Source organism: Brevibacillus sp. NPDC058079, assembly GCF_042885155.1.
In the GTDB taxonomy this organism is placed as follows: Bacteria; Bacillota; Bacilli; order Brevibacillales; family Brevibacillaceae; genus Brevibacillus.
This window is the reverse complement of sequence record NZ_JBHVSO010000001.1, coordinates 54255-75644: the sequence shown is the minus strand read 5'-3', so window position 1 is coordinate 75644 and position 21390 is coordinate 54255. Positions and strand designations below refer to the sequence as shown.

26 protein-coding genes are annotated in these 21390 nt (G+C 46.5%); 9 read left to right on the top strand and 17 right to left on the bottom strand.

The features are described from left to right. Positions 1 to 8: 8 nt before the first annotated feature. The 5 genes from ACFVS2_RS00400 to ACFVS2_RS00380 all read right to left on the bottom strand — a co-directional run bounded on the left by ACFVS2_RS00400 (position 9) and on the right by ACFVS2_RS00380 (position 6325). Positions 9 to 1184 (bottom strand): amidohydrolase, encoded by a 1176-nt coding sequence (locus tag ACFVS2_RS00400; RefSeq protein WP_017247829.1) that lies wholly within the window; start codon positions 1182 to 1184, stop codon positions 9 to 11. Between the two features lie 277 nt (positions 1185 to 1461). Then, a complete protein-coding gene (locus ACFVS2_RS00395) occupies positions 1462 to 1923 on the bottom strand; it encodes a hypothetical protein (RefSeq protein WP_390229680.1) in 462 nt (153 codons plus the stop codon). Positions 1924 to 2081: 158 nt separating this feature from the next. Continuing rightward, entirely contained in the window at positions 2082 to 3614 is a 1533-nt protein-coding gene (locus ACFVS2_RS00390) for an amino acid permease (protein ID WP_173620843.1), read from the bottom strand. A gap of 4 nt (positions 3615 to 3618) precedes the next feature. After that, a complete protein-coding gene (locus ACFVS2_RS00385; protein ID WP_173620844.1) occupies positions 3619 to 3762 on the bottom strand; it encodes a hypothetical protein in 144 nt (47 codons plus the stop codon). 145 nt (positions 3763 to 3907) lie between these two features. Beyond that, a complete protein-coding gene (locus ACFVS2_RS00380; protein ID WP_390229677.1) occupies positions 3908 to 6325 on the bottom strand; it encodes an EAL domain-containing protein in 2418 nt (805 codons plus the stop codon). Positions 6326 to 6515: 190 nt separating this feature from the next. Here ACFVS2_RS00380 and uvsE point away from each other — a divergent pair, with 190 nt between their 5' ends. Further along, a complete protein-coding gene (gene uvsE / locus ACFVS2_RS00375; protein WP_390229674.1) occupies positions 6516 to 7442 on the top strand; it encodes a UV DNA damage repair endonuclease UvsE in 927 nt (308 codons plus the stop codon). Here uvsE and ACFVS2_RS00370 read toward each other — a convergent pair. Then, positions 7401 to 7718 carry a hypothetical protein gene (locus ACFVS2_RS00370; protein WP_390229671.1) on the bottom strand — a complete coding sequence of 106 codons (318 nt, stop codon included), beginning with the start codon at positions 7716 to 7718 and terminating at the stop codon, positions 7401 to 7403. The two genes, uvsE and ACFVS2_RS00370, sit on opposite strands and share 42 nt — an antisense overlap. Positions 7719 to 7891: 173 nt before the next feature. On the opposite strand from ACFVS2_RS00370, the gene ACFVS2_RS00365 reads away from it, so the two are divergent. From ACFVS2_RS00365 to ACFVS2_RS00350, 4 genes are all read left to right on the top strand, one after another. Next, entirely contained in the window at positions 7892 to 8365 is a 474-nt protein-coding gene (locus tag ACFVS2_RS00365) for a hypothetical protein (protein WP_390229668.1), read from the top strand. A gap of 6 nt (positions 8366 to 8371) precedes the next feature. After that, positions 8372 to 8563, top strand: a complete 192-nt coding sequence (locus tag ACFVS2_RS00360) for a hypothetical protein (RefSeq protein ID WP_106836660.1) — start codon at positions 8372 to 8374, stop codon at positions 8561 to 8563. A gap of 329 nt (positions 8564 to 8892) precedes the next feature. Then, a complete protein-coding gene (gene hutH, locus ACFVS2_RS00355) occupies positions 8893 to 10407 on the top strand; it encodes a histidine ammonia-lyase (RefSeq protein WP_390229664.1) in 1515 nt (504 codons plus the stop codon). 79 nt (positions 10408 to 10486) lie between these two features. Next, a complete protein-coding gene (locus ACFVS2_RS00350; RefSeq protein WP_173620849.1) occupies positions 10487 to 10927 on the top strand; it encodes a thiol-disulfide oxidoreductase DCC family protein in 441 nt (146 codons plus the stop codon). A 60-nt stretch (positions 10928 to 10987) separates the two neighbouring features. On the opposite strand, the gene ACFVS2_RS00345 is transcribed toward ACFVS2_RS00350, so the two are convergent. From ACFVS2_RS00345 to ACFVS2_RS00315, 7 genes are all read right to left on the bottom strand, one after another. After that, the gene (locus tag ACFVS2_RS00345; protein ID WP_390229660.1) at positions 10988 to 11284 is read right to left on the bottom strand and encodes an RNA polymerase alpha subunit C-terminal domain-containing protein; all 297 of its coding nucleotides are present in this window, start codon (positions 11282 to 11284) and stop codon (positions 10988 to 10990) included. A gap of 14 nt (positions 11285 to 11298) precedes the next feature. Next, entirely contained in the window at positions 11299 to 12219 is a 921-nt protein-coding gene (locus ACFVS2_RS00340; RefSeq protein ID WP_173620851.1) for an aldo/keto reductase, read from the bottom strand. Positions 12220 to 12295: 76 nt separating this feature from the next. Continuing rightward, positions 12296 to 12805, bottom strand: a complete 510-nt coding sequence (locus ACFVS2_RS00335; protein ID WP_390229657.1) for an acyl-CoA thioesterase — start codon at positions 12803 to 12805, stop codon at positions 12296 to 12298. Between the two features lie 56 nt (positions 12806 to 12861). Beyond that, on the bottom strand, positions 12862 to 13626 hold the full coding sequence (locus ACFVS2_RS00330) for a DUF3109 family protein (RefSeq protein ID WP_390229654.1): 765 nt from the start codon (positions 13624 to 13626) through the stop codon (positions 12862 to 12864). Further along, positions 13623 to 13943 (bottom strand): hypothetical protein, encoded by a 321-nt coding sequence (locus ACFVS2_RS00325; RefSeq protein WP_173620854.1) that lies wholly within the window; start codon positions 13941 to 13943, stop codon positions 13623 to 13625. The genes ACFVS2_RS00330 and ACFVS2_RS00325 overlap by 4 nt, the downstream gene beginning before the upstream one ends. 111 nt (positions 13944 to 14054) lie before the next feature. Continuing rightward, positions 14055 to 14339, bottom strand: coding sequence for a 4a-hydroxytetrahydrobiopterin dehydratase (locus ACFVS2_RS00320; RefSeq protein ID WP_048032351.1), 285 nt, complete (start codon positions 14337 to 14339; stop codon positions 14055 to 14057). Positions 14340 to 14414: 75 nt separating this feature from the next. Further along, entirely contained in the window at positions 14415 to 15152 is a 738-nt protein-coding gene (locus tag ACFVS2_RS00315; RefSeq protein ID WP_390229649.1) for a class I SAM-dependent methyltransferase, read from the bottom strand. A 176-nt stretch (positions 15153 to 15328) separates the two neighbouring features. Between ACFVS2_RS00315 and ACFVS2_RS00310 the strand changes: the two genes are divergently transcribed. Next, complete coding sequence (locus ACFVS2_RS00310; protein WP_390229646.1) at positions 15329 to 15754, top strand: VOC family protein; 426 nt, start codon at positions 15329 to 15331, stop codon at positions 15752 to 15754. Between the two features lie 33 nt (positions 15755 to 15787). Next, positions 15788 to 16378, top strand: coding sequence for a TetR/AcrR family transcriptional regulator (locus ACFVS2_RS00305; RefSeq protein WP_007724246.1), 591 nt, complete (start codon positions 15788 to 15790; stop codon positions 16376 to 16378). A 70-nt stretch (positions 16379 to 16448) separates the two neighbouring features. Here the strand turns inward: ACFVS2_RS00305 and ACFVS2_RS00300 are convergent, their stop codons facing one another. The 4 genes from ACFVS2_RS00300 to ACFVS2_RS00285 form a co-directional block, all read right to left on the bottom strand. Beyond that, positions 16449 to 17141, bottom strand: a complete 693-nt coding sequence (locus ACFVS2_RS00300; protein WP_007724243.1) for a deoxynucleoside kinase — start codon at positions 17139 to 17141, stop codon at positions 16449 to 16451. A gap of 42 nt (positions 17142 to 17183) precedes the next feature. Further along, positions 17184 to 17825, bottom strand: a complete 642-nt coding sequence (locus tag ACFVS2_RS00295) for a deoxynucleoside kinase (protein WP_390229641.1) — start codon at positions 17823 to 17825, stop codon at positions 17184 to 17186. 154 nt (positions 17826 to 17979) lie between these two features. Then, the gene (gene splB, locus ACFVS2_RS00290; protein ID WP_173620860.1) at positions 17980 to 19053 is read right to left on the bottom strand and encodes a spore photoproduct lyase; all 1074 of its coding nucleotides are present in this window, start codon (positions 19051 to 19053) and stop codon (positions 17980 to 17982) included. Between the two features lie 73 nt (positions 19054 to 19126). After that, the gene (locus tag ACFVS2_RS00285) at positions 19127 to 19354 is read right to left on the bottom strand and encodes a hypothetical protein (RefSeq protein WP_173620861.1); all 228 of its coding nucleotides are present in this window, start codon (positions 19352 to 19354) and stop codon (positions 19127 to 19129) included. A 127-nt stretch (positions 19355 to 19481) separates the two neighbouring features. On the opposite strand from ACFVS2_RS00285, the gene ACFVS2_RS00280 reads away from it, so the two are divergent. Together ACFVS2_RS00280 and ACFVS2_RS00275 are read left to right on the top strand one after the other, a co-directional pair. Beyond that, entirely contained in the window at positions 19482 to 20006 is a 525-nt protein-coding gene (locus ACFVS2_RS00280) for a sigma-70 family RNA polymerase sigma factor (protein WP_390229637.1), read from the top strand. Positions 20007 to 20011: 5 nt separating this feature from the next. Next, a complete protein-coding gene (locus ACFVS2_RS00275; RefSeq protein ID WP_390229634.1) occupies positions 20012 to 21346 on the top strand; it encodes a DUF4179 domain-containing protein in 1335 nt (444 codons plus the stop codon). Positions 21347 to 21390: the final 44 nt, after the last annotated feature.

Below are 21390 nucleotides of genomic sequence, written 5' to 3'. Positions count from 1 at the left end.
ATCTCGCTCTACTCCATGACGACTTTTTGAGCTGCTCGAACAAACAATTCCACGCCGCGTACCATTGCATCCTCATCAAAATCAAAGCGTGGATGATGGTGCGGATACGTAAAGCCTTTGTCTGGATTGCCAGCGCCCAATTGAATAAAACAGCCTGGAGCTTTTTTCAAATACTCAGAGAAATCTTCACCCGGCATCAAAGGATCAATGTAAATAATCTCTTCTTCTCCCCAACGCTCGCGGATCGTATCCTCCATCAGCTTGGTCACCTGCTTGTCGTTGACAACTGATGTGTAGCCATGCGAGAACGTCAATTCATAACTTGCGCCATGCGCTTCCGTAATTCCTTTGACAATTCGTTCAATCCACATTGGAATATTTTTGCGAATCTCCGCATCGAAGCAGCGCGTGGAACCCGTCAGTGTCATCGAATCTGGTATGATGTTATAAGCTGTCCCTGCATTCAGCATCGTCACCGAAATAACGACCTTGTCCAACGCACTGACGTTGCGGGATACAATTTGTTGTAGGCCAGTAATAACCTGTGCCCCAATGACGATCGGGTCAACCGATGCTTCCGGTTGCGAGGAGTGCCCGCCTTTTCCTTGAATCTTGATATCGAAGCGATCTGTCGATGAAGTAAGTGCCCCGTACAGTACGCCAAATTTCCCGACAGGCATGTACGATGCCAAATGAATGCCGATAATCGAATCCAGTCCGTCCGCTGCACCAGCTCTTACGATTTCAGCAGCCCCACCCGGCGGCAGCTCCTCGGCATGCTGGAAGAAGAAACGAACCTCACCTTTGATTTGATCCTTGTACTGGGACAAAATTTTTGCGGCTCCCAACAGCATCGCTGTATGACCGTCATGTCCGCACGCGTGCATCACGCCAGCTTTTCCTGATGCATATGGCACATCATTTTCTTCATGGATGGGGAGAGCATCAATATCAGCGCGAATGCCAAGAACTTTTCCTGGCTGTGATCCGATCAGTCGAGCGACCACACTCGTTTTGGTTGGCCGCGAAAGCTCCAAATTCCCGAAAGATTCTAACGTTTCGTAAATAAATTGAGACGTCTTCTCCTCTTCAAAAGACAATTCTGGATGCTGATGGAGATATCGTCGCCATGAGACTACCTGCTCAGCTACTTCATCCGCCCATTTCTTCGTTTCCAAACTCACACAATCACTCCTTTTTCTGCTTTTTTCCTCAACATTTTCCGAGTCAGTTAAGTTTAACTAAAAAAAATATCGTTTTGTGAATTCTATCACGGAACGATGAAAATAACAAATGTCCATTCCACAAGGACAAAACTGTCGAATCTACATCTGTAGCTGTTTATTTATTTGTTATTTTAGAATTTTCCATCGATAATGTCCATGTAAAATATACTATTTGGAACAATAAAAACATTTATGCTGCTAGATTGGGAGCTTTTCTAGAGAAAAGCCCTTGTCCCTATTCTACATTTACTGCAAAAACGACAAAGCGATTCGAAAATTGCCCCAGCCACATTTCTCCATTCCCTACCATCACTCCTTGATAATTGACAAACGTATCCGTTACCTTTTGCTGTAAAAAAGCTTCCTTTACCTTCTCCGTGATGATTCGATCATACTCTTCCAAAAATTGCTGCTCATCTCGGATAAAATGACTTTTTCCGTCTTTGTTCACACGCAGTGGATACCTGATATGCTTGGCTACTTCTGTCTTGTCATTTTTTTTGACCGCTTCTTGAAGTTTTCCAAAAAAGGCTTCAAATGCGCCTGCATTTGTAATACCCGCGACTTCATACCGATTCGAGGAATTTCCTTCACGCGCATATCCGTCATACCCACTCACCTGTGGAACCAAACTCGTCATTGCTTGAGCCATCAGAACGATTCCCATCGCAAGCAATATCCATCTCATTCTTTTCATCGCGTTCCTCCCATATGTATTGCTATTTCCTTCCTACTGATAGCTTTTCGTCCTCTGCCATTCGTTATGCAAAATCGCCTTCAACGAAAAAAAGCCCCTATGCCAATACTGACATAAGGGAGGCTCTTCACTTTCCTTGAAACGGAACTTCTTTTCCATTAGGAGTCCCGAAATTTCGCTTCCTGACGCTTAATGTCTTCCTCCGAATTGCCCAGCGCAGCTTGCGGGCCCTTGAAATGCTTCCTGTAATAAGCCAAATCCATGATCAGAAGCACCAAAAACATGGCTATCAAGGCGTACCCAGCTGTCTGATTGGGTGGAATCACCATCATAATCGAGATGAAAATGATCCAAATCAAGCTCAACACATTAATGGGTTTACTCCAGTTCCCCAAATGCCAGGGACCGTAATGCTTCCGCTGAAAAAGTCCTCGCGATTCCGCCCGGAGCTTGAGGTACAACGGAATCCCGTAGGCGACATAAAGCCCAACGACACTAACCGCAGTAAGAAATGCCAAGGTCGTATACGTCGTGTTCGGATTGATGCTTTTCACGATGTAATCGAACAAGGCAAGCGCAAAAGAAAGAATGATAACCAGCCAAATTGCTTTTGCCGGCGTTCTGTACTTGGTCGATATTGCTGCCCACTGGTGGCTCCACGGCATTCCTTTGTCGCGTGAAAACGCATACAGCATTCGCGAAAAGGAAGTAATGGACGCCAAGCCACAGAACCACATCGCAAAGGTAACCAGCCACAGCACGACCGAACCAAATGTGCCGCCTAATGCCTCGCTAATCACATAAATAAATGCATTTTCCGCTTCACTCGCAGCCGCTGCGTTTTTGATGGATAAGGTGACAAAAGCAAGCATGATGAATCCAAAAATAAAGGAAAAGGCCACAGACGTATAAATCCCCCAAGCAGCACGAACCCGCGGGTTAATCGTTTCTTCAATCGTATGTGCCGATGCATCATAGCCAGTAAACGTCCACTGCGCTTGTAACAACCCAATTAAAAAAGCAATCGCGTACGGTTTGTCTGAAAAAGTTTGACCGACCTGAAAGAGGTAATCAAGTGGTTGCAAATCATGACGGGAGAAAAAGACGAGGCTGCCGACGAGTATGACGACGACGCCAATATGGTACCAAGCGGAGAAGTCATTTAACCGGGCAACGAGTCGAATTCCAATGTGGTTAAATGTACCGTGCAAAAGGAGTGTGATCCCGAACAGGATTAACGTCGTCGTTTCTGTTGAGGTATAACCAAACGCACTCGCGAGCAGCGGGTCCGCAAACAAAGAGAACGAATAGTCAATGCCTGCGACAATCCCGATTTGGCCGATGAGATTGATCCACGCTGTGTACCAGCCCCACCGTTTGCTACCTAATATTGCTGCCCAGTGATACAACGCTCCGGCTGTAGGGATCGCAGATGCGAGTTCAGACATCGATGCTGCAATCAGGATGACGAATAACGCTACCAAGGTCCATCCGAAGCCCATCATGCCAGAACCGCCATACAGTAATCCGTGCCCGTACAAGGATACTGCACCTGTCAAAATAGAGATAATCGAAAATGAGATCGCAAAGTTCGAAAAGCCACCCATATCCCTCAGTAATTCCTGCGCATAACCAAACTTGTTCAGGTCTCTCTTGTCCTCGAGCAATTGCTGTTCTTTTTCCTGCTGCATTTCGTTATCCCTCCCTCTCTGCTTGGGAACCGATAAAGCTCTCATGCGCGCTTTCATCAAATTGCCGGACGCTTTCGTTTGCCCGATACCCAATGGCAATCGCAACTCCAATGGTAAACAGCAATAAGACGACACCTAGAGCCAGCATACTCTCCCTCCTTTCGTCCTAGATGCAATTCCTTGACAAGTTCGCAGGAATAGTACATTTTACGTGACAATTTGACAGCTATACCACCTCATTTGGCTGGCCGATGCAAAACAAAAGAGCAACTCATGTGAGCTGCTCCTCTTGTTTAACTCGCGCCTTTTTGGGCTTGCAAATAAAGCGCTACGTCTTCACTCGGTAACGGTCTGCTGAATAAATAGCCTTGCACTTCTTCACACAGATGCTCTTGCAAAAACGCAAGCTCTTCCTTCGTCTCGACCCCTTCCGCAATCACATGCAGTTGCAAATGATGCGCCATGGATATTATCGTGGACACGATGGCCTGATTGGAAGGCTGTTCGATCATATCGCGCACAAACGAGCGATCTATTTTCAAACGATTTAACGGAAATTCTTTCAGATAGTAGAGAGAACTGTAGCCCGTTCCAAAATCGTCAATCGCAACGTGCACCCCTAATTGCTTCAGTTTCTTAAGTGCCTGTGTGGCGCGTTGGACGTCGATCATGCTGCTTTCTGTGATTTCCAGCTCCAAGTATTCCGGTGCTAGCCCTGTCTGGTGCAGAATCTCAGCGACCATCAGGGTAAAGTCTTGTTTGAGGAATTGCCGCGCAGATAGATTAACGGCTACTCGAAGCGGCATGAGTCCCTGTTCTTGCCATTGCTTGTTCTGTTTGCAGGCCGTTCGTAGCACCCATTCTCCAATCGGTACGATCAACCCGGTTTCTTCTGCTACAGAGATGAACTGGTCTGGCAAAAGCAAGCCTCGTTCAGGATGGTCCCAACGAATCAACGCTTCTACACCAACGATTGCGCCTGATTTGGCACTTACCTGTGGCTGGTAATGCAATAAAAATTCTTGCCTGGCCAAAGCGCGATTCAATTCATTTTGAATCTTCATTTTGTCATTCACTGCTTGCTCCAGATTCGGTACATACAGGTGGAAACTGTTCTTCCCTTTGTCTTTGGCTGCATACATCGCCGCATCTGCGTTACGCATCAAGACACTTCTGTCTTGCCCATCCTCTGGATATCGAGAAATCCCGATACTCGTCGTTATGTACAGCTCGTGCCCATGGATAAAAAATGCCTGTTCAATCCTTTGGTTGATTTCATTCGCCATGGAAGATACTTCTTTTTCCGTGACATCCGTAAGAATCACCATGAATTCGTCTCCGCCAAGCCTGCTCACCGTTCCTCTTTCACCCACACAATCCTGCAATCGCAAGGAGGCTTCCTGGAGTAACAGGTCACCAAAATCATGCCCCAAGGAATCGTTTACCAGCTTGAAATGGTCGAGATCCAAAAACAACACGTATACTTGCTGATCCGTTTTTTGTGCCTCCATGATCACCTGATCCAGTTGCTGTTCAACAAAACGGCGATTCGGCAAACCAGTCAACGAATCGTGGAAAGCGAGATAATTGATTTTTGCCTCGTATTCTTTCTTATTGGTAATGTCTCTCACAATCACAAATACGCCCGTAATCTGCTGATCGACAAATACGGGGGTATGGGTCATATTCAGATGAAGCTGACGACCCTCGCACGTGGTCAAGGTAATCTCGTAGTTACGCGCCTGACCTTGCACTGCATTAGCAAAATGTGTCGATATGAGCTCGGCATCTGTTGCAGCACACATCGTCATTAATTTTTCGAGAGGCAAGCTCTGCTCCTTTGTCAATCGCATCGCCGCAGGATTCATGACGCTTTGGCTACCATCGATCGAGTAAAAGATCACCCCGTCGTAATTGTGCTCAAATAGCGATTTATAGCGTTGATCACTTTCTAGCACGCGCAAGGTCTTCCCTGCGAATTGCTTGTCCACGTATACAGAAGCCAATGTAACGACCAGAATCAACACGATGACAATGCCAATCATGGTAGCAATCAGCCCCGAATCATCATGTGAGATCACTGCGATTGTCATGTGCTCGTGAGCGATGAATGTGGTGGCGTACATACCAGTGTAATGCATACCGGTAATGGCTGCCCCCATCAACAGCCCTGCAAAAATTTTACGCCAGAGACCTTCTACTGGGTCCACCGAACGCAATTGAAACGTAAGAATCAACGCTACCATCGAAACCAGGATGGCAACAAAAATGGATACGGTAAACCATCGCCAATCGTACAGAATAATGGCGTTCATCATCATCGCTGCCATCCCTGTATAATGCATTCCGGCGATACCAGACCCAATGACAACCGATCCTGTTACTACCCTCGTTTTGGACATGGACTGCTCGCTCACAATCCATAATGTGATCGCTGATGATAAAATCGCCAAAACAATCGAGAAAAATACAATCAGGTTATCATACTGGACGGCAATCGGCAGATGCAAAGCAAGCATGGCAACAAAATGCATAGCCCAAATACCAAGCCCCATGGAGACGGCTCCAGCACATAACCAAAACACACGTCCCCTGCCTTTTGCATAATGGAGACGTGCGCCTAGATCTAATGCTGTGTATGACGCCATTGCTGAAATAAAATAGGAGAGAAAAACCAGAGTCATACTATAGGATTGGTCAAGACTATTCATTGCATTCTCCTTCAAAAACCTCTACCGATGTCTACTCACAAGGAACGTCCGCACTTTTAGGGATTGTTTATCGACGTGCCTGTGACATTCTCCCATCTTATCCGTTTTATAATTCTCTGGCAAGAAGCCGACGACGTTCCCGTTTTGGAGATACTACAAAGGAATGCTGCTGCAAAGGAGGGAGATTTCCTTGATCCGTATGGGCTATGCCTGCATCAGTGTAAAGACGAAAAACAATCCAAACAAAAAAACGACGGTTGCCCAAGTAAATAAATTAGATCCCCAAGCTCGGTTAAAAAAGCTGCGGCAAGTTATGCAGGTAAACTTTTTCAATTTAATGGATTTGCTTGCTTATAATGTAGAAAATCATATCTTTGTGTATCGACTTCCTTCTGAATTTGTTCCACTGGCTACTCATCCAGTAGCAGCTGAATGGGATTGGGCAAAAGAATTCGCATGGGACTTCCAAAAGGCAGGGAATTATATCCGCAATCATGGCATTCGTTTGACAGCTCATCCCGGACATTACAGCATATTGAACAGCGACAAGCCTTCTGTGCTGGAATCGACGATTGCCGATTTTTCCTACCATGCAAAAGTGTTTGATTTACTGGGGCTCGACGATAATTCCGTCTTGGTGACGCACGTGGGAGGAGTATACGAAGACAAGGCCTCTTCTCTCGATCGTTTTGCATCCAACTTCGAGCAGCTTCCTGAAAACGTCAAACGTCGTTTAGTTGTGGAAAACGACGACATGTCTTTTACCATGCGCGAGGTACTGGAGCTATGCGAACGGATCGGTGTGCCGATGGTGCTCGATATTCACCACCATACCTGCCATTCTGATGGCGAAGATTGGACGGAATACCTTCCCCGGATTATTCAAACCTGGGGAGAGCGCACACCGAAAATGCACATGTCCTCGCCTAAGTCAGCAAATGACTTTCGCGCTCATGCAGACGATATTGACCCAGACGCGTTCCTTACATTTGTCAGTGCGCTAGCGGATTACAATGTGGACATCATATTGGAATGCAAAAACAAAGATGATGCCTTGCTTACTTTAAGGCGCGAGTTAAAGAAAAAAGGAGTCGCTGTTGAGGCATTTACGAATTGAGTTTGGAAAAGGACGCCGCTTAATTAGCTGGCGTCCTTCCTCATGTGCTTCAAAATGAACATCCGCAGCCACGCCCTCGTCTATGACCCCGTCTACGTCCGCAATGGCATCCGACCGAGGAGCTACTGCCACCCGAAGATGAAGATGATGAGCCCCGACCAAAGGAACTGCTACCGTCATTCCATAATTGACAACGGTCATGATAATGATGCATTCTCCGTTCATGGTGTTTGTAATGTCTGCGGTATTCCATGTATTTGCGGCGATTTTCACCATGCTCCTCGCATTTGTGGCGGAAGTACTGCATCCGGTCCATATGGAACTGGAATTTGAACAAGTACATCTCCAGATCCCTTCCTATGTTCTCATTCGGTCGCGCATTCGGCCTGACATTCGGTCTAATATTTGGTCTAATATTTGGTCTAATATTCGGTCTTAGATTTGGCATCATGTTTGGACTTTCATTCGGCCGCACATTTGGTCTGACATTTGGTCTGACATTTGGTCTGACATTCGGCCTTACATTTGGCCTCATGTTTGGACTTTCGTTTGGCCTTACGTTCGGTCTGACATTTGGTCTCATGTTTGGACTTTCATTCGGTCGCACGTTTGGTCGCACGTTTGGTCGCACATTGGGTCTTACATTTGGCATCATGTTTGGGCTCTCATTTGGCCTTACATTCGGTAAAGTGTTAGGCATAGGGTTTGCGGGCATCCGGTTCGGTGGCATTGGCATTGGATTCGACGGTTTGAGGTTTGGTGGCATCGGATTTGGAGGCATTGGATTGGACGGCTTGAGATTTGGTGGCATGGGATTCGCTGGCATCCGATTTGGCGGCATTACGTTTGGCACGTTCGGGTTAGCCAAATTGGGAGCTGGCATGATCGGTTTTTGCGGCATTGGGCGAGCAGGAATAGAATGATTCGGATTGATTGGACTTTCCGACTTGGGCTTTTCAGGAGAAGGCTTCATAGGTGACGGCATCGATGGAGACGGCAATGGCATCGCTGAAGAAGGCGGTTTCGGCATTTCTTTAGGACGCCTTGGGAGTGCGGTAGGCATAGGCGGCATCTTACGTCGCTTTTCCACGGAATTCTACACGTCCTTTCGGATGAAATAACACAGTACATGGTATGACATTTATCCAACTCGAGAGACGACTCTCGCCCAGTTTGAAAAAATGGACTAAGCCCGTTTTTTGCTCTCTAGGGAAGCCGCCGTGACAAGATCATCTTGACTGCACGTAGGCATTTGATACAATGATAACAATAGCTAAAATAATCAGACAGTTGCACATGAACGAAAGTGAGGAAGAACGTATGCCGCGACAAATGCAGGCTTACACGTTTTCATCCAATCACATACATGCTCTCGAGCGAGGGGTTAGGATATGATGTCCTAACCCCTCGCTCTTTTCGTTCTCTGCTCTGCTAAAGGAGGAAATTACAGATGAATCAGCAAGTAAACGTTGTAAAAGTAGATGGGGATCAATTGCGTATCGAAGATGTTGTTTCCATTGCAAGAAGCGCCACCCACGTCCAATTGACCGAAGAAGCATTGCATCGTATTCGTGCTTCACGTGCCATGGTGGAGCGAATGGTATCGCAGCAGGAAGTCGTATACGGAATCACCACTGGCTTCGGAAAATTCTCCGATGTCATGATCCACGACGAGAACGTAAGCAAGCTACAAGAAAATTTGATTATGAGTCATGCTTGCGGGATGGGCGACCCTTATGCCGTTGAAGTTGTCCGTGCGATGATGGCTTTGCGCATCAATGCATTGGCAAAGGGTTATTCGGGAATACGAGAAGAAACATTGCTTCAGCTTGTAGAACTATGCAATCGAGGGGTTCATCCGATTATTCCTCAACAAGGTTCCCTTGGTGCAAGCGGCGACCTGGCCCCTCTCGCTCATATGGTACTGGTCATGCTCGGTAAAGGTGAAGCGTTCGTCAATGGCAAGCGGCTATCCGGAAAAGAAGCACTGAATGAAGTAGGGCTTTCCCCTATTCGACTGGAGGCTAAAGAAGGTCTGGCTCTGATTAACGGTACACAGGCGATGACTGCACAGCTTTGCCTCGCCTTGTATGATTCGCGAGTTCTGCTTGAAAGCGCTGAATTGATTGCGGCGATGACGATTGAAGCGCTGCGTGGAATTCCAAAAGCCTTTGATCCCCAACTCCATCTCGTCCGCCCGCATCCAGGACAGCAGGAGTCAGCGAAGCGCTTGCTCCAGCACTTATCCGGCAGCAAACGTACAACTGCGCAGGGTGAGCTACGCGTCCAAGATCCATACAGCCTTCGTTGCCTCCCGCAAGTGCATGGTGCAACTCGTGATACGCTGGAGTATGTATGGACTACGGTAACACGCGAATGCAATAGCGTCACCGATAACCCTATTCTTTTCACAGAAACAGGCGACGTCATCTCCGGCGGGAATTTCCATGGTCAGCCAATGGCATTCGCAGCTGATTTTCTTGCCATTGCCATAGCTGAGCTGGCAAATATTTCCGAAAGACGCACAGAACGTCTCGTCAACCCACAGCTAAGTGGTCTACCCGGATTCTTAACCGAAAATGGCGGACTCCATTCTGGATTTATGATTACGCAATATGTAGCCGCTTCCATTGTTTCTGAAAACAAAGTGCTCTGCCATCCCGCGTCGGTCGATTCGATTCCGTCATCTGCCAATCAGGAGGACCATGTCAGCATGGGAACGACTTCTGCTCGCAAGCTTCGCACGATCGTATCGAATGTCACCAAGGTGCTTGCCATTGAATATTTGGCAGCAGCACAAGCTATCGATTTTGGCTCGGGAGATCTCGGGACAGGTACAGCGCGAGCCTATGAGCAGTTGCGCCGGGTGATTCCCCGCCTGTATGAAGACCGCGAAATGCATCCTGATCTCGTAAAGGCAGAAGAGCTGATCCAGCAAGGGACTCTCGCGTTTGTGACAGAATAATCGTTCGTGTATAGGAACCATTGTCTTTCTCTGTTATGATGGAGCTAAGGATAAGCATTTAGAGCAAAACACTTGAAGTATGGAGGGCTGTCTCATGAAAGCAGGCAGAGAACTGGACCATCCTGAGTACCTGTTACTGTTTGATGGGGTTTGTCATCTGTGCCACGGTGCTGTACAGTTTATTTTGAAGCGTGATCCGCATGGGCACATTCACTTTGCATCCTTACAGTCAGAGAGAGCACAGGAAATTTTGTCTCATTACAAGTATCAGGAAAAAGACTTGTCATCCGTGGTCTTTATCGCCAACGGACAGCTATATACAAAATCGGATGCGATCTTGCACGTTGGTCGCAAGCTTCAAGGTGGATGGCCTCTGTTGTCAAACGTAGCTCGGCTCATCCCTAGACCTGTCCGCAATCCGATTTATGATTGGGTCGCGAGAAATCGCTATCGGTGGATGGGCAAAGCTGAACAATGCATGCTTCCTACCCCGCAGATCAGATCCCGCTTTTTGGATTAAAAGAAAAAGGAGAAGCCGTTGTCCTATCGCGGCTCCTCCTTTTTTATTCGCTGTGCCCAATCATTCGCTCTTAAATGACAATCCCTTTTCCTTCAATGCAGTCCGAAGTTTCGGCATAGATGCGGGCCCCATCCCATGATATTTCAGGATCTCTTTTTCGCTGTAGGTTGCGAGCTGTTCCAAGGAAGTGATCCCATTGTGTTCCAATGCCCTTCTTGCTGGTGCCGAGAGCAGAGAAAGAAATCCCGTGTCCGGTTTGCGTTCTTGCTCACAGATTGGACAAGTCGGACAATCACTGCTTTTCATGTATGGATGACCATTCGCGCAAGTTCTTACCGTTTTTTTGGAAGTTGTCATGGCACGTATCCTCTTTAATTCGACGTCGCTTGTGGATGCTCATCGCTCACATAGTCAGCTGCCTTGGCATTTGCCTCTACCTGCGCTGGGCTCTTGCTGCCTGGGATCACGGTCGTAACAGCCGGATGCATGAGGCACCACGCCAATGCCCACTGCGCCATATCCATTCCTTCTGGAACTTCATTTTTCTTGATTTCTTCTACTTGGAGCAGCAGCTTGTTGACATGCTCCTGATCGTGTCGGTGTCGCACATCGTTTCCACCGAATACAGAACCCGGCTTATACTTTCCGCTCAAATAACCACTCGCCAGCGGAACGCGGGCCAACACACCCAGATCTTGCTGCTGGCAAGAAGCAAAAACACCTTCTTCCGGCTTTTGATCCAAACGATTGTACACCACTTGGATTGCCTTTGCATTCACCGAAGTAGCGGCGGATGTTTGATGCATGTTGTCATTTTTCGCAATCGAGAGGCCGAGATGACGGATCGTTCCTGCTTGCACCTGTTTGTCGAGGTAAGTCCACAAGTCATCATTGTCAAAAGCCTCGTCAGGTCCCGAGTGGAATTGGTACAAGTCAATATAGTCGGTCTGCAAGGCTTCCAGCGATTTTTCCAATTGTTGCTGAACTTCAGCTGCTCCGTAATGATTGGTTCGAGAAAATTTGTCATGAAAATGATGCCCGAATTTCGTCGCCACAATCCAGTCTTCCCGGCGGCTTTTTTTCAAATATCCTCCGATAAGCTGTTCGGACAGATGATCTCCGTAGCATTCCGCTGTATCAATCAAGTTGATCCCGAGATCCTTTGCTTTGTCGAGAATCTGGTCAACAGCTTCTTGCGAGAAATCCATTCCCCACTCCCCGCCAAATTGCCAGGTACCTACACCGATTACGGATACGTTCAAGTCGGTTTTTCCTAATCTGCGGTACTTCATTGCCCGATTCCTCCTCATCATGGATAAACGAGAATCCCCTGAACGAATGTTCGCTCAGGGTGTAGACTAAAAAAAATTATATGCTTTTCTCGATGTTCAATTGGCTCACAAAATCTTGCAGATTCCCTTTTCGTTCCTTGCGCATTTTCTTGCGCTCATCCGCAGTTGCCATCAATCTCTCTTCTTCCTCTGTTTCAGGGGCAATAGCTGGCACATCAGTCGGATTCCCTTCCTCATCTAGGGCAACAAAGGTGAGAAAAGATGTCGCGGTCAAAATGCGCTTGCCGGTCTGGAGATTTTCCGAGATGACTTTTACGAAAATCTCCATAGACGTTCTGCCTGTTGACGAAACAAAAGCTTCCAGGCAGATGGAATGTCCCATTTTGACGGGAGCAAGAAAGTCAATCGAGTCAATCGATGCTGTCACAACAGGGCGACGCGAATGTCGCATCGCAGCGATTGCAGCTACCTCATCTATATAAGCCATCATCGTACCACCAAAAATAGTCCCATGGTAATTCGTATCAGATGGCTGAACCAGTGATGCCTGAATTGTACGAGATTCTTGAGTTGTCTTGATGTTCATCGCTGTTGCTCCTTTATCAATCTACTTGATGCATACTTCATCATATCACAAGGCATTTAACGTTCCAATTGATAGCTGGTCGCAAGCATGCCTTCTATTCTCTCTGCATCATCTTGCAAAATGTAACGTAACAAAGGGAGATTCCACTCATAGGCTGGGCGATAGCCGTCTAAAGCAAACAGCTTGTCATCTATATGCGTGGCAAGCTTTCGGCGGGCCGGACTGGCACAGTAAAACTGCTCCAAATAATCCGTACCCCATCTGGAAAAGGAAGACGTTTCGGTGGTAACCGCCGTTAGCAGGATCCCTTCCCCTGTCTCAATCAAATCGATTGGATACAGTTGACAGCTAAATGGCTTGAGAGGCTCAACTTCACGACCAGCCTGTTCGGCATAAGCATGGATCGCACAGCCGTAACGCCCATTGTTTTCTTGATAAAAAAGACAATTACCATGCCGCATGCGAATGGTTCCTGGAGGCTCATTGCGATCCCAAACCCCATGAAGAAGCCAATGATTGCGTTCAGACTCATCCTGGAGTCCAGCAGAGATAGAGGGGATTTCCCCCTCCATGATTGGAATTTGCCACTCTTCTACTGCGTATGGTTGTCCACCCTCACAACACGTCTCACGATGAACCGTCCTGCAATTCCAACAGTCCAAATGAAACAAAGCTTGGAGGGCTGTTACATCAACCAAATATTGTCCCGCTCTCACCAAGGAATGCTTGTTTTTCTTTATATATTTTTCGCAGTGGTACGCCTCTTTATCAGACATGGGATCGGGCGTGCCTACATAACGAAAAGCCCGCTTCGTTTTCATTTTTGCAAAACAATCTCCGCTTCTGTTCCAAAAATGCGCAAATGGCCTTCCTCATAGCTAGCCAAATCTACTTCATCACCCGGAATTTCCATCAGGATTTCCATTTCTTCGCCCTCTACTGTCGTAAACACGAGCAGGAGATCTTTTTCCTCAAATTCATTGTCAGTCAGTTTGGTTTCGAGGAGCTGAGCTTGAAATTGTGTTACCTCTTCCTCTTCTTCGCTATCGGTATCCCATTGGGTAAAAGCCACGGAAACCTTTTGATTTTTATACTCCGCCAACAGTTGAATCAATTGCTCGTGTTGTTGAATGTCCATCTTGTAATCCCTCCGAAATGGTTCATACTGCCCATCATAACAAAGTAGCTCTTAAAAAGCCAAAAAGAAATACCGCTTCGCTGTGGGAAGCGGCTATTTCTCTTCTGCCTGTTAGCTTACTTTGCTAATGGTCTGGGCTAACGCAAAATCTTTGCCGGTTAAACCTTTTGCCTCGCGGGTGGCTAACGTAAACGTAACCGTTCCCCCTGCCAGATGAATTTCCACATGCTGATTGTCATGCTCAAGCATCTCTGCCACACGGTTAACGAAACTGACCGCAGTGGAAAAGTCACGACAGTGGTACGTGCGTGATAGTGCCATTCGGTCTTCTACCAGCTTCCAGCCAGGTACCTTGCTCAGATACAATTTGACCTGTTCCAAAGACAGCTTGCTCATTTTCGCAATGCCCCCTTTACCCGATGAATGGTTGTTACACCATCATATTCACGAGACGTACAGGTTATCCGCTCCCTATTGCTTCACGGCATAAAAAATCATACGAGGTGATTCATGCGCCACATATTCGTCAAACCGATAATTTCCAAATACTTGGATTTTTTCGAATCCCGCCTCTGTCAGCATTGCAATCATTTGCTGGGCAGAAAACAAGCGAACCTGCTCCATATACTCACGCGGTTCATTCGAAGACTCGTCGGAAATCAGTATCCGCTTTTTCACAAATCCATCCTGGATCCAGCGTTCTTCTTTAATCAACATTCCACTGACTTCCTTCGTAGAGTGCGACACGAGATTATCCATGACGTACGCTGCATTTAAGAAATCGATGACCACTTCACCTTTTGTTTTGAGTGCTTGTGCCATGTTACGAATAACGTTAGCATTTTCTTCATCTGTGGAGAAATAACCAAAGCTGGTAAACAAATTCACCACGATATCAAATTCGTCGTGAAACGGAATGTCGCGCATGTCACAGCGGGCAAAACTTAGCTGTGGATAGGTGTTTTGTTCCTCAGCCAACTGTAAGAGAACAGGCGACAAATCCACACCAACTACTTCATAGCCCCGGCGAGCCAGCGCACGCGAATGACGCCCGCTCCCGCAGCAAAGATCAAGTACGCGTCCTGTGTCCTTTACCGGCAATCTTTCCAACAGATTAGCGATCTCTCCATCTGCTGCCGAATCGTCCCTATGACGATACACAAGCACATAATCTTCGCGAAAGCTGCGTTCAAACCATTCTTCTGCCATGTCTGAGCCCCTTTAATTCCAAGATGTTCTTATTATACCACAGCGGGGTTTATCCGGAGCCGATTTGCATATGGCAAAGTGTACAAAAGCTTTGTTGAAAAATATAGAAATCGCTTTACATACATACTGTATGTATGTTAAATTAACCTCATCCAATCGTGAGGGAGAGATCCGTAATGAAAGTGAACAGCTTTTATCCTGTCATCTTGACAGAACAAGTTGAGTCTAGCTCGAAGTTTTATCGTGAACACTTTGGATTTGAAATTGTTTTCGAAGCAGACTGGTATGTGAGCCTGCAAAATCAGAGCAGCAATCCGGCATTTGAGCTAGCCATCTTAGATCCTTCTCACAACACAATTCCACAAGGATTCCGAAAGCCAGTAGATGGTGGTCTTATCCTTAATTTCGAAGTCGATGATGTTGACGCTGAATACGAGAGACTTATTGTGAAAGCAGGTCTTCCTCTCCATCTCGACATTAGAGACGAAGAGTTCGGTCAGCGGCATTTTATTACATCCGATCCGAACGGCATTTTACTCGATATCATAACAGTAATCCCGCCTTCTGAAGCATTTGCTGAAAGTTATGTTGACCCTGTATAATCTGGCATGAAATAAGTAAGGAGATCGTACCGTATGAAGATGTCCAAAGCAGAGCAAAAACAACAGACGATGCAAAAATTGATCGAAGTAGCAAGAGAGATGTTCTCCAGGCAAGGCTACGCGGATGCCGCTATGGAAGACATCGTAAAGCAAGCCGGGGTGACCCGTGGCGCACTGTACCATAACTTTGGGAGCAAAGAAGGATTATTTGAGGCAGTACTGGCTTCTGTCCAACAAGAAATCGGTGAGCGCGTAGAAGCTGAAGCTGCGAAAAGTGAGGATCCTTGGCAACAATTGATCTTGGGTTGCTTGGCCTTTGTCTCCTCGGCCGTCGAACATCGCAACAAGCGGATTTTGCTTATCGATGGCCCTTCTGTTATCGGGTGGGAAACGTGGCGCCGGATGGACGAGGAAAACTCCATGAGGCATCTCAGGGAGCAGCTTCAAACGATGCAGGAGCAAGGATACCTTCGTCCCGTTTCCATCGATGCTCTGACGCATTTGCTGTCTGGTGCGATGAATGAAGCGGTGCTCTGGATTTCGGAGACGTCTGATCATGAAAAGTCCCTTGAGGAAATTTCAGCAGCAATGACTCTTCTCTTGGAAGGATATCGCACCAAATAAAAGAAAAGCACCCCTGCTTCCGCCTCTTACCGGCAAAATGTAGGGGTGCTCTGTTATTGTAAAGGTTTTTTTATGATGAAAAGCGGGTAGCTCGTCCAAGCCGAATTTTTTCAGCAGCCCGAGCAATAATGCTCTCTACCGAAGATGGGTCATCCACAACATCGTATTCGTTGATATTGACCCGCAAAATCGGACAGGAAGTAAAGGAAGCAATCCAGCTATCATAGCGGCCAAACAAATCCTGCCAGTAATCCACCGGCGTTTGTTGCTCCATCGGACGCCCGCGCTCTTTTACGCGGTCAATAATATCATCGAAGCTTCCCTCTAAATAGATCAAAATATCCGGATGCGGGAAGTAAGGCGTCATGACCATCGCTTCAAAAAGTTCTGTATAAGTGCGGTAATCTTCTTCTGTCATGTTGCCTTGCTCGTACAGCATGCGGGCAAAAATCCCGGTATCCTCATAGATGGAGCGATCTTGGACAAAACCGCCGCCATAATCAAACATCCGTTTTTGTTCCTTAAAGCGTTCTGCCAAAAAGAAAATTTGCAAATGGAAACCCCAACGCGATAAATCGTTATAGTAACGGCCCAAATACGGGTTATTGTCAACCTTCTCTACAGATACACGAAATCCTAGCTGATCTGCCAAGGCATGTGTAAAGGTGGATTTTCCTACCCCTACTGTCCCTCCGATCGTAATCACTGCGTTGTTCGGTATCCCGTATTTTTCACGAAGCGTGCTGTTTTGAAACCTCGACATGTACGCAACTCCTTATCCCCATGCTTACTTTTCCTTTGTTCCCTAATCTTCTTGTCCCATCAACTCTTGGATCCGTGGGGCAATTCGATCCAGTACAACCTTCAAATCTTCTGGTCTATGTACGAAATCCAAATCGTCACAGTCGAATTTGATGACAGGCGTATCCGGATGATGCTTTTCAAACGCTTCCATAAACTCGTTATAATCAGCAATCAGGTTCTCCATATAGGTGACATCCATGCTGCGCTCCATTTCGCGATCGCGCATCGAAATCCGCTTCATCACGGTCTCAATCGAAGCTGTCATGTAGATCACCAAATGGGCCTGAGGCAAATCCTCTGTTAGGATATCATAAATTTTGAGGTACTTTGGCAGGTTATCTCCTTGTAACGTCCGTTTGGCAAAAATCGTATTTTTGAAAATATTGTAATCAGAAACAACGGAAATACCTTGATTCAGGAACTGAGAATGAATATCCTGCAACTGCTTGTAACGGTTGCAGAGGAAAAACATCTCGAGTTGAAAGCTCCATTCGGCAATATTTTCATAAAATTTACCCAGGAACGGATTTTCGTAGACGATCTCTTCCAGTAGCTGCAAGTTGCATGCGCGGCTTAGTTCCCGCGATAAAGAGGTTTTCCCAATACCAATAGGTCCCTCAACGGTAATCAATATGGACTTCATGTATGCTTCGATTCCTTTCAAGAAAATGAGAGCACTCCATATTCTAGCACGTATGTAAACGTTTGTCGAAAACATTCGCATCCTGTCGTTTGGTATCATTTGGTATTCATTTTTCTAAAAGAAAAACTGCTCTTCATCAAGAGCAGTCTGGTTCTTACGTAAAATATTCAACGCGAGCCTGTGGAAATAGTCGGGCAATTTCACTTTCCAAATGGGCCTGCAACGCCTTTGCTTGGATGTCGGGATAGACATACTTGCCTTTCCCGTATTTCCCCCATTTGTACTTGCGCTCTTCTTCCTTCATCTCCAACTTCGTTTTCGGATAACGCTGGAGGATTAAGTTTTTAGCGATCTTGGTAAAACGATGCTGAATCAGCTCGAACGTCAAATCCTCCATCGCTTCGGGAACCAACTGCGAACGGAGCCTTTCCAGCAAATCGGTATACCCCGCTTCCCATCCGTCAAACCAATATAAAGGCGCTAAAATAAAGCCGAGCGGATAACCGGCCTTGGCTACCTTCCCTGCGGCCTCCAGTCGCTGATGAAAGCTGGAGGTGCCTGGCTCAAAATTTTTGATGACATAGTCGGCATTCATGCTGAAGCGAAATCGGGTATGCTTGTTGTGCTTAGCATCTAGCAAGGAGTCCACGTGATGAAACTTAGTCACGAACCGCAACCGCCCAAACTCCTGTTGGCCCATAAACTCAATCGCTCGTTTCAGATTGCCCGTAAGATGCTCAATGCTAACCGGATCGGATGTACAGGCTGCCTCAAAACGAGTGATCTCTCCCGGGCGTTCTTGGATATACTTCTCGGCCTGAGCAAGAATCTCATCTGTATTGACATACACCCGAACATACGGCTTTGTCCCGATATTTGTGTTCAAATAGCAATAGTGACAGTGGGCAGCACATCCCGTTGCCAGTGGAATGGCATATTCTGCGGAAGGCTTGGAGGTCTCGAACTTCAATGTTTTGCGTACACCAATGACCAACGTCCGCTTCGCATTGCGATATTTCTCCACTTCTGTATCTCCAGGGATGCCACGGACCTGATTATGACTGGTCGTCATCTGCATTGGAATCCCTTCCGTTTGAAAACGGCGATACAGCTCTTGGCCAAGTGGATAATTCAGTGCATTTGGTTCGACGAAAATATAATCCGGAACAAATAGCTTGCTGCCTTTCTGTTCCTTCTTTTCAGGTCTTTCCAACAGGGTCGTTCCCATAGCTATCATTCCCCCTTCACCTAGTATGCCCGTGCCATTTGACTGGACGTAAGGGGAAGTATGGCTGTGTCCGTTATTTCAGGGTGTTCTTAAAATCGCGTAGCAGCGCCTTTGCTTGCTCCTGTTGAGCTAGTGGTACTTGCAGTGTATAGACATGTCCTGCTTTTTTGGTCTGTCTGGACAAAAGCCTGACTCGAATTCCTTTCATTTCTAAATAATGCCGACATTCCTGAGCAATCCGCGGAAGGCCATACGATTCATGAATCGTAACCCATTTGATCCACATGCACCTGCACCCCATCCTTACACACTTCTTTCTTTTACAGTAAGCAGTGGACAGGTGATTGGTTCAAAAAAAACAGCTTGGCTGACAATTTATGAAAACCATTTTGGCACCTGCGCCGTCTAATGCTAGAGGAGGGGGAAAAGTGAATCTGGAACAGCTCGTTTCGTACGCAAAAGATGGGGATGATGATGCCTTTTTTCAACTCGTCAGCCTTCATAAAGAACAACTGTATAAAATCGCTTACGCCTTTCTTCGTAACGAGACAGATGCATTGGAAGCCATTCAGGAAGCGACGTGCCGTTCCTATCTCAAGCTGGCACGATTGAAACAGCCTGCGTATTTTCGTACATGGCTGACTCGCATCCTTATTCATATTTGTCTGGATGAGCAAAAGCGCCGAAAACGGATCATCTTGGATCCCATGGAGGATGACATCGAAAGTCGTGAAAGTATTCCTATAGACGACCAAAATGTCGAGCGTATTCAAATCGAAGAGGCTCTCGCTCGTCTCAGTCCGAATTATCGCCACATCATTATTTTGAAATATTTTGAAGATCGGACGATACGCGATATTGCAGAGGTACTCGGTCATCCGGAAGGCACCATCAAGACATGGCTGCACAAGGCTTTGGGTGCACTCCGCAAAGATCTCGGGAAAGGCTGGTGAGCTGCATGTGTGATAATGAAAAAAAGAATGCGAGTCCATTTATGGTTCCCGCTGAGATTGATCAATACATTCGAAGAGGGATGGAACAAGCAAAAGAGCTGCGTCAAAATCGGAGCCGCAATCGGTGGGTACGCGTTGGTTCTAGTCTGGTTGCTTGTTTGTTCATTTTCGTGTTTATTTTTTCCGTTCGACTTTCACCTGCTGTTGCTGCTTATGTCAGCTCCATTCCCGGGATGGAGAAGATCGTTGAGTTTCTTCGGGATGATAAAGGCTTGCAAAAGGCAGCAGAACACAATCTTGTCCAAAATATTGGCGCCAGTGGTTCAACGGGAGATGTGACGTTTACCATCGATCAAGTTTTGGCCGACGAAAAACGGATGGTCCTCTTCTATACACTAAAGCATCCTTTTACTGATAAAAAAGTAGCCCTGGACAAGATCGAGTTGTTAGACCAAACAGGAAAGGAATGGGAGTATGGTGTTTCTTGGTCAAACATGGGCAACGAAGACCTTGTGAATCAAAACCGTCTCGACATTATCATCAACGAAGCAACCGTAATACCGGATGCAATGACAGCAAAGGTCACGCTGGAAATCGATCATATCAAACAAGAGACTCCTTTATCGATTGACTTTGCGGTCGACAAAAGCAAGTACAAGACTCTTGAGAAAAAAGTGTATCCGGTGATGAAGGAAGTAACAGTTGACGGACAACGGTTTACGATTGAACAAATTGCAGTATTTCCTACACAGACAGAAGTGAGTATCCGATTTGACCCAGCCAATAAAAAACATGTCTTTGACTTCGATAAGCTAAGACTTGAGGATGAAAAAGGGCAAACGTTCGCTTTTTGGGGGAATGGTGTTCCTGTTCGTGACAACGGAGAAAACGGAAGGATATATCATCTGGAGAGCATCTATTTTGTGGAACCCGAAAAGCTCTACCTGAAAACAGATGGCATTCGTGCTTTAGACAAAGATCAATTGCAAATCGTGATTGATGCGAAGACAGGTACACTCACAAAAGTACCGGATGATCGCCTGAAACTAACGGCGCTGCGTCAAGTCGATGATGTCGTGGGTATGGACTTCTCTTTAAAGGTGCCGCCCCAAGATAATCACTCTCATATCTCTCTTGGATATAACATAACGGACGACCTAGGAAATGAATATGATTATGTGCAAGGGAGTTCTTCATCTGCAACGAAAGATGAATCCATTCAAAACTATTCCATGCTATTCAAGCGAAAAACAAACATAGGTAAGCCGACTTCCTATTCCTTTCCTCTGTCCAGCTATCCTGAACGACTTCAAGGTACTTTTTCTATTGAAGTTAAATAAAAAATGCCCCTTCAGCGGTTGCTTGTACGGCATCGCTGTGGGGC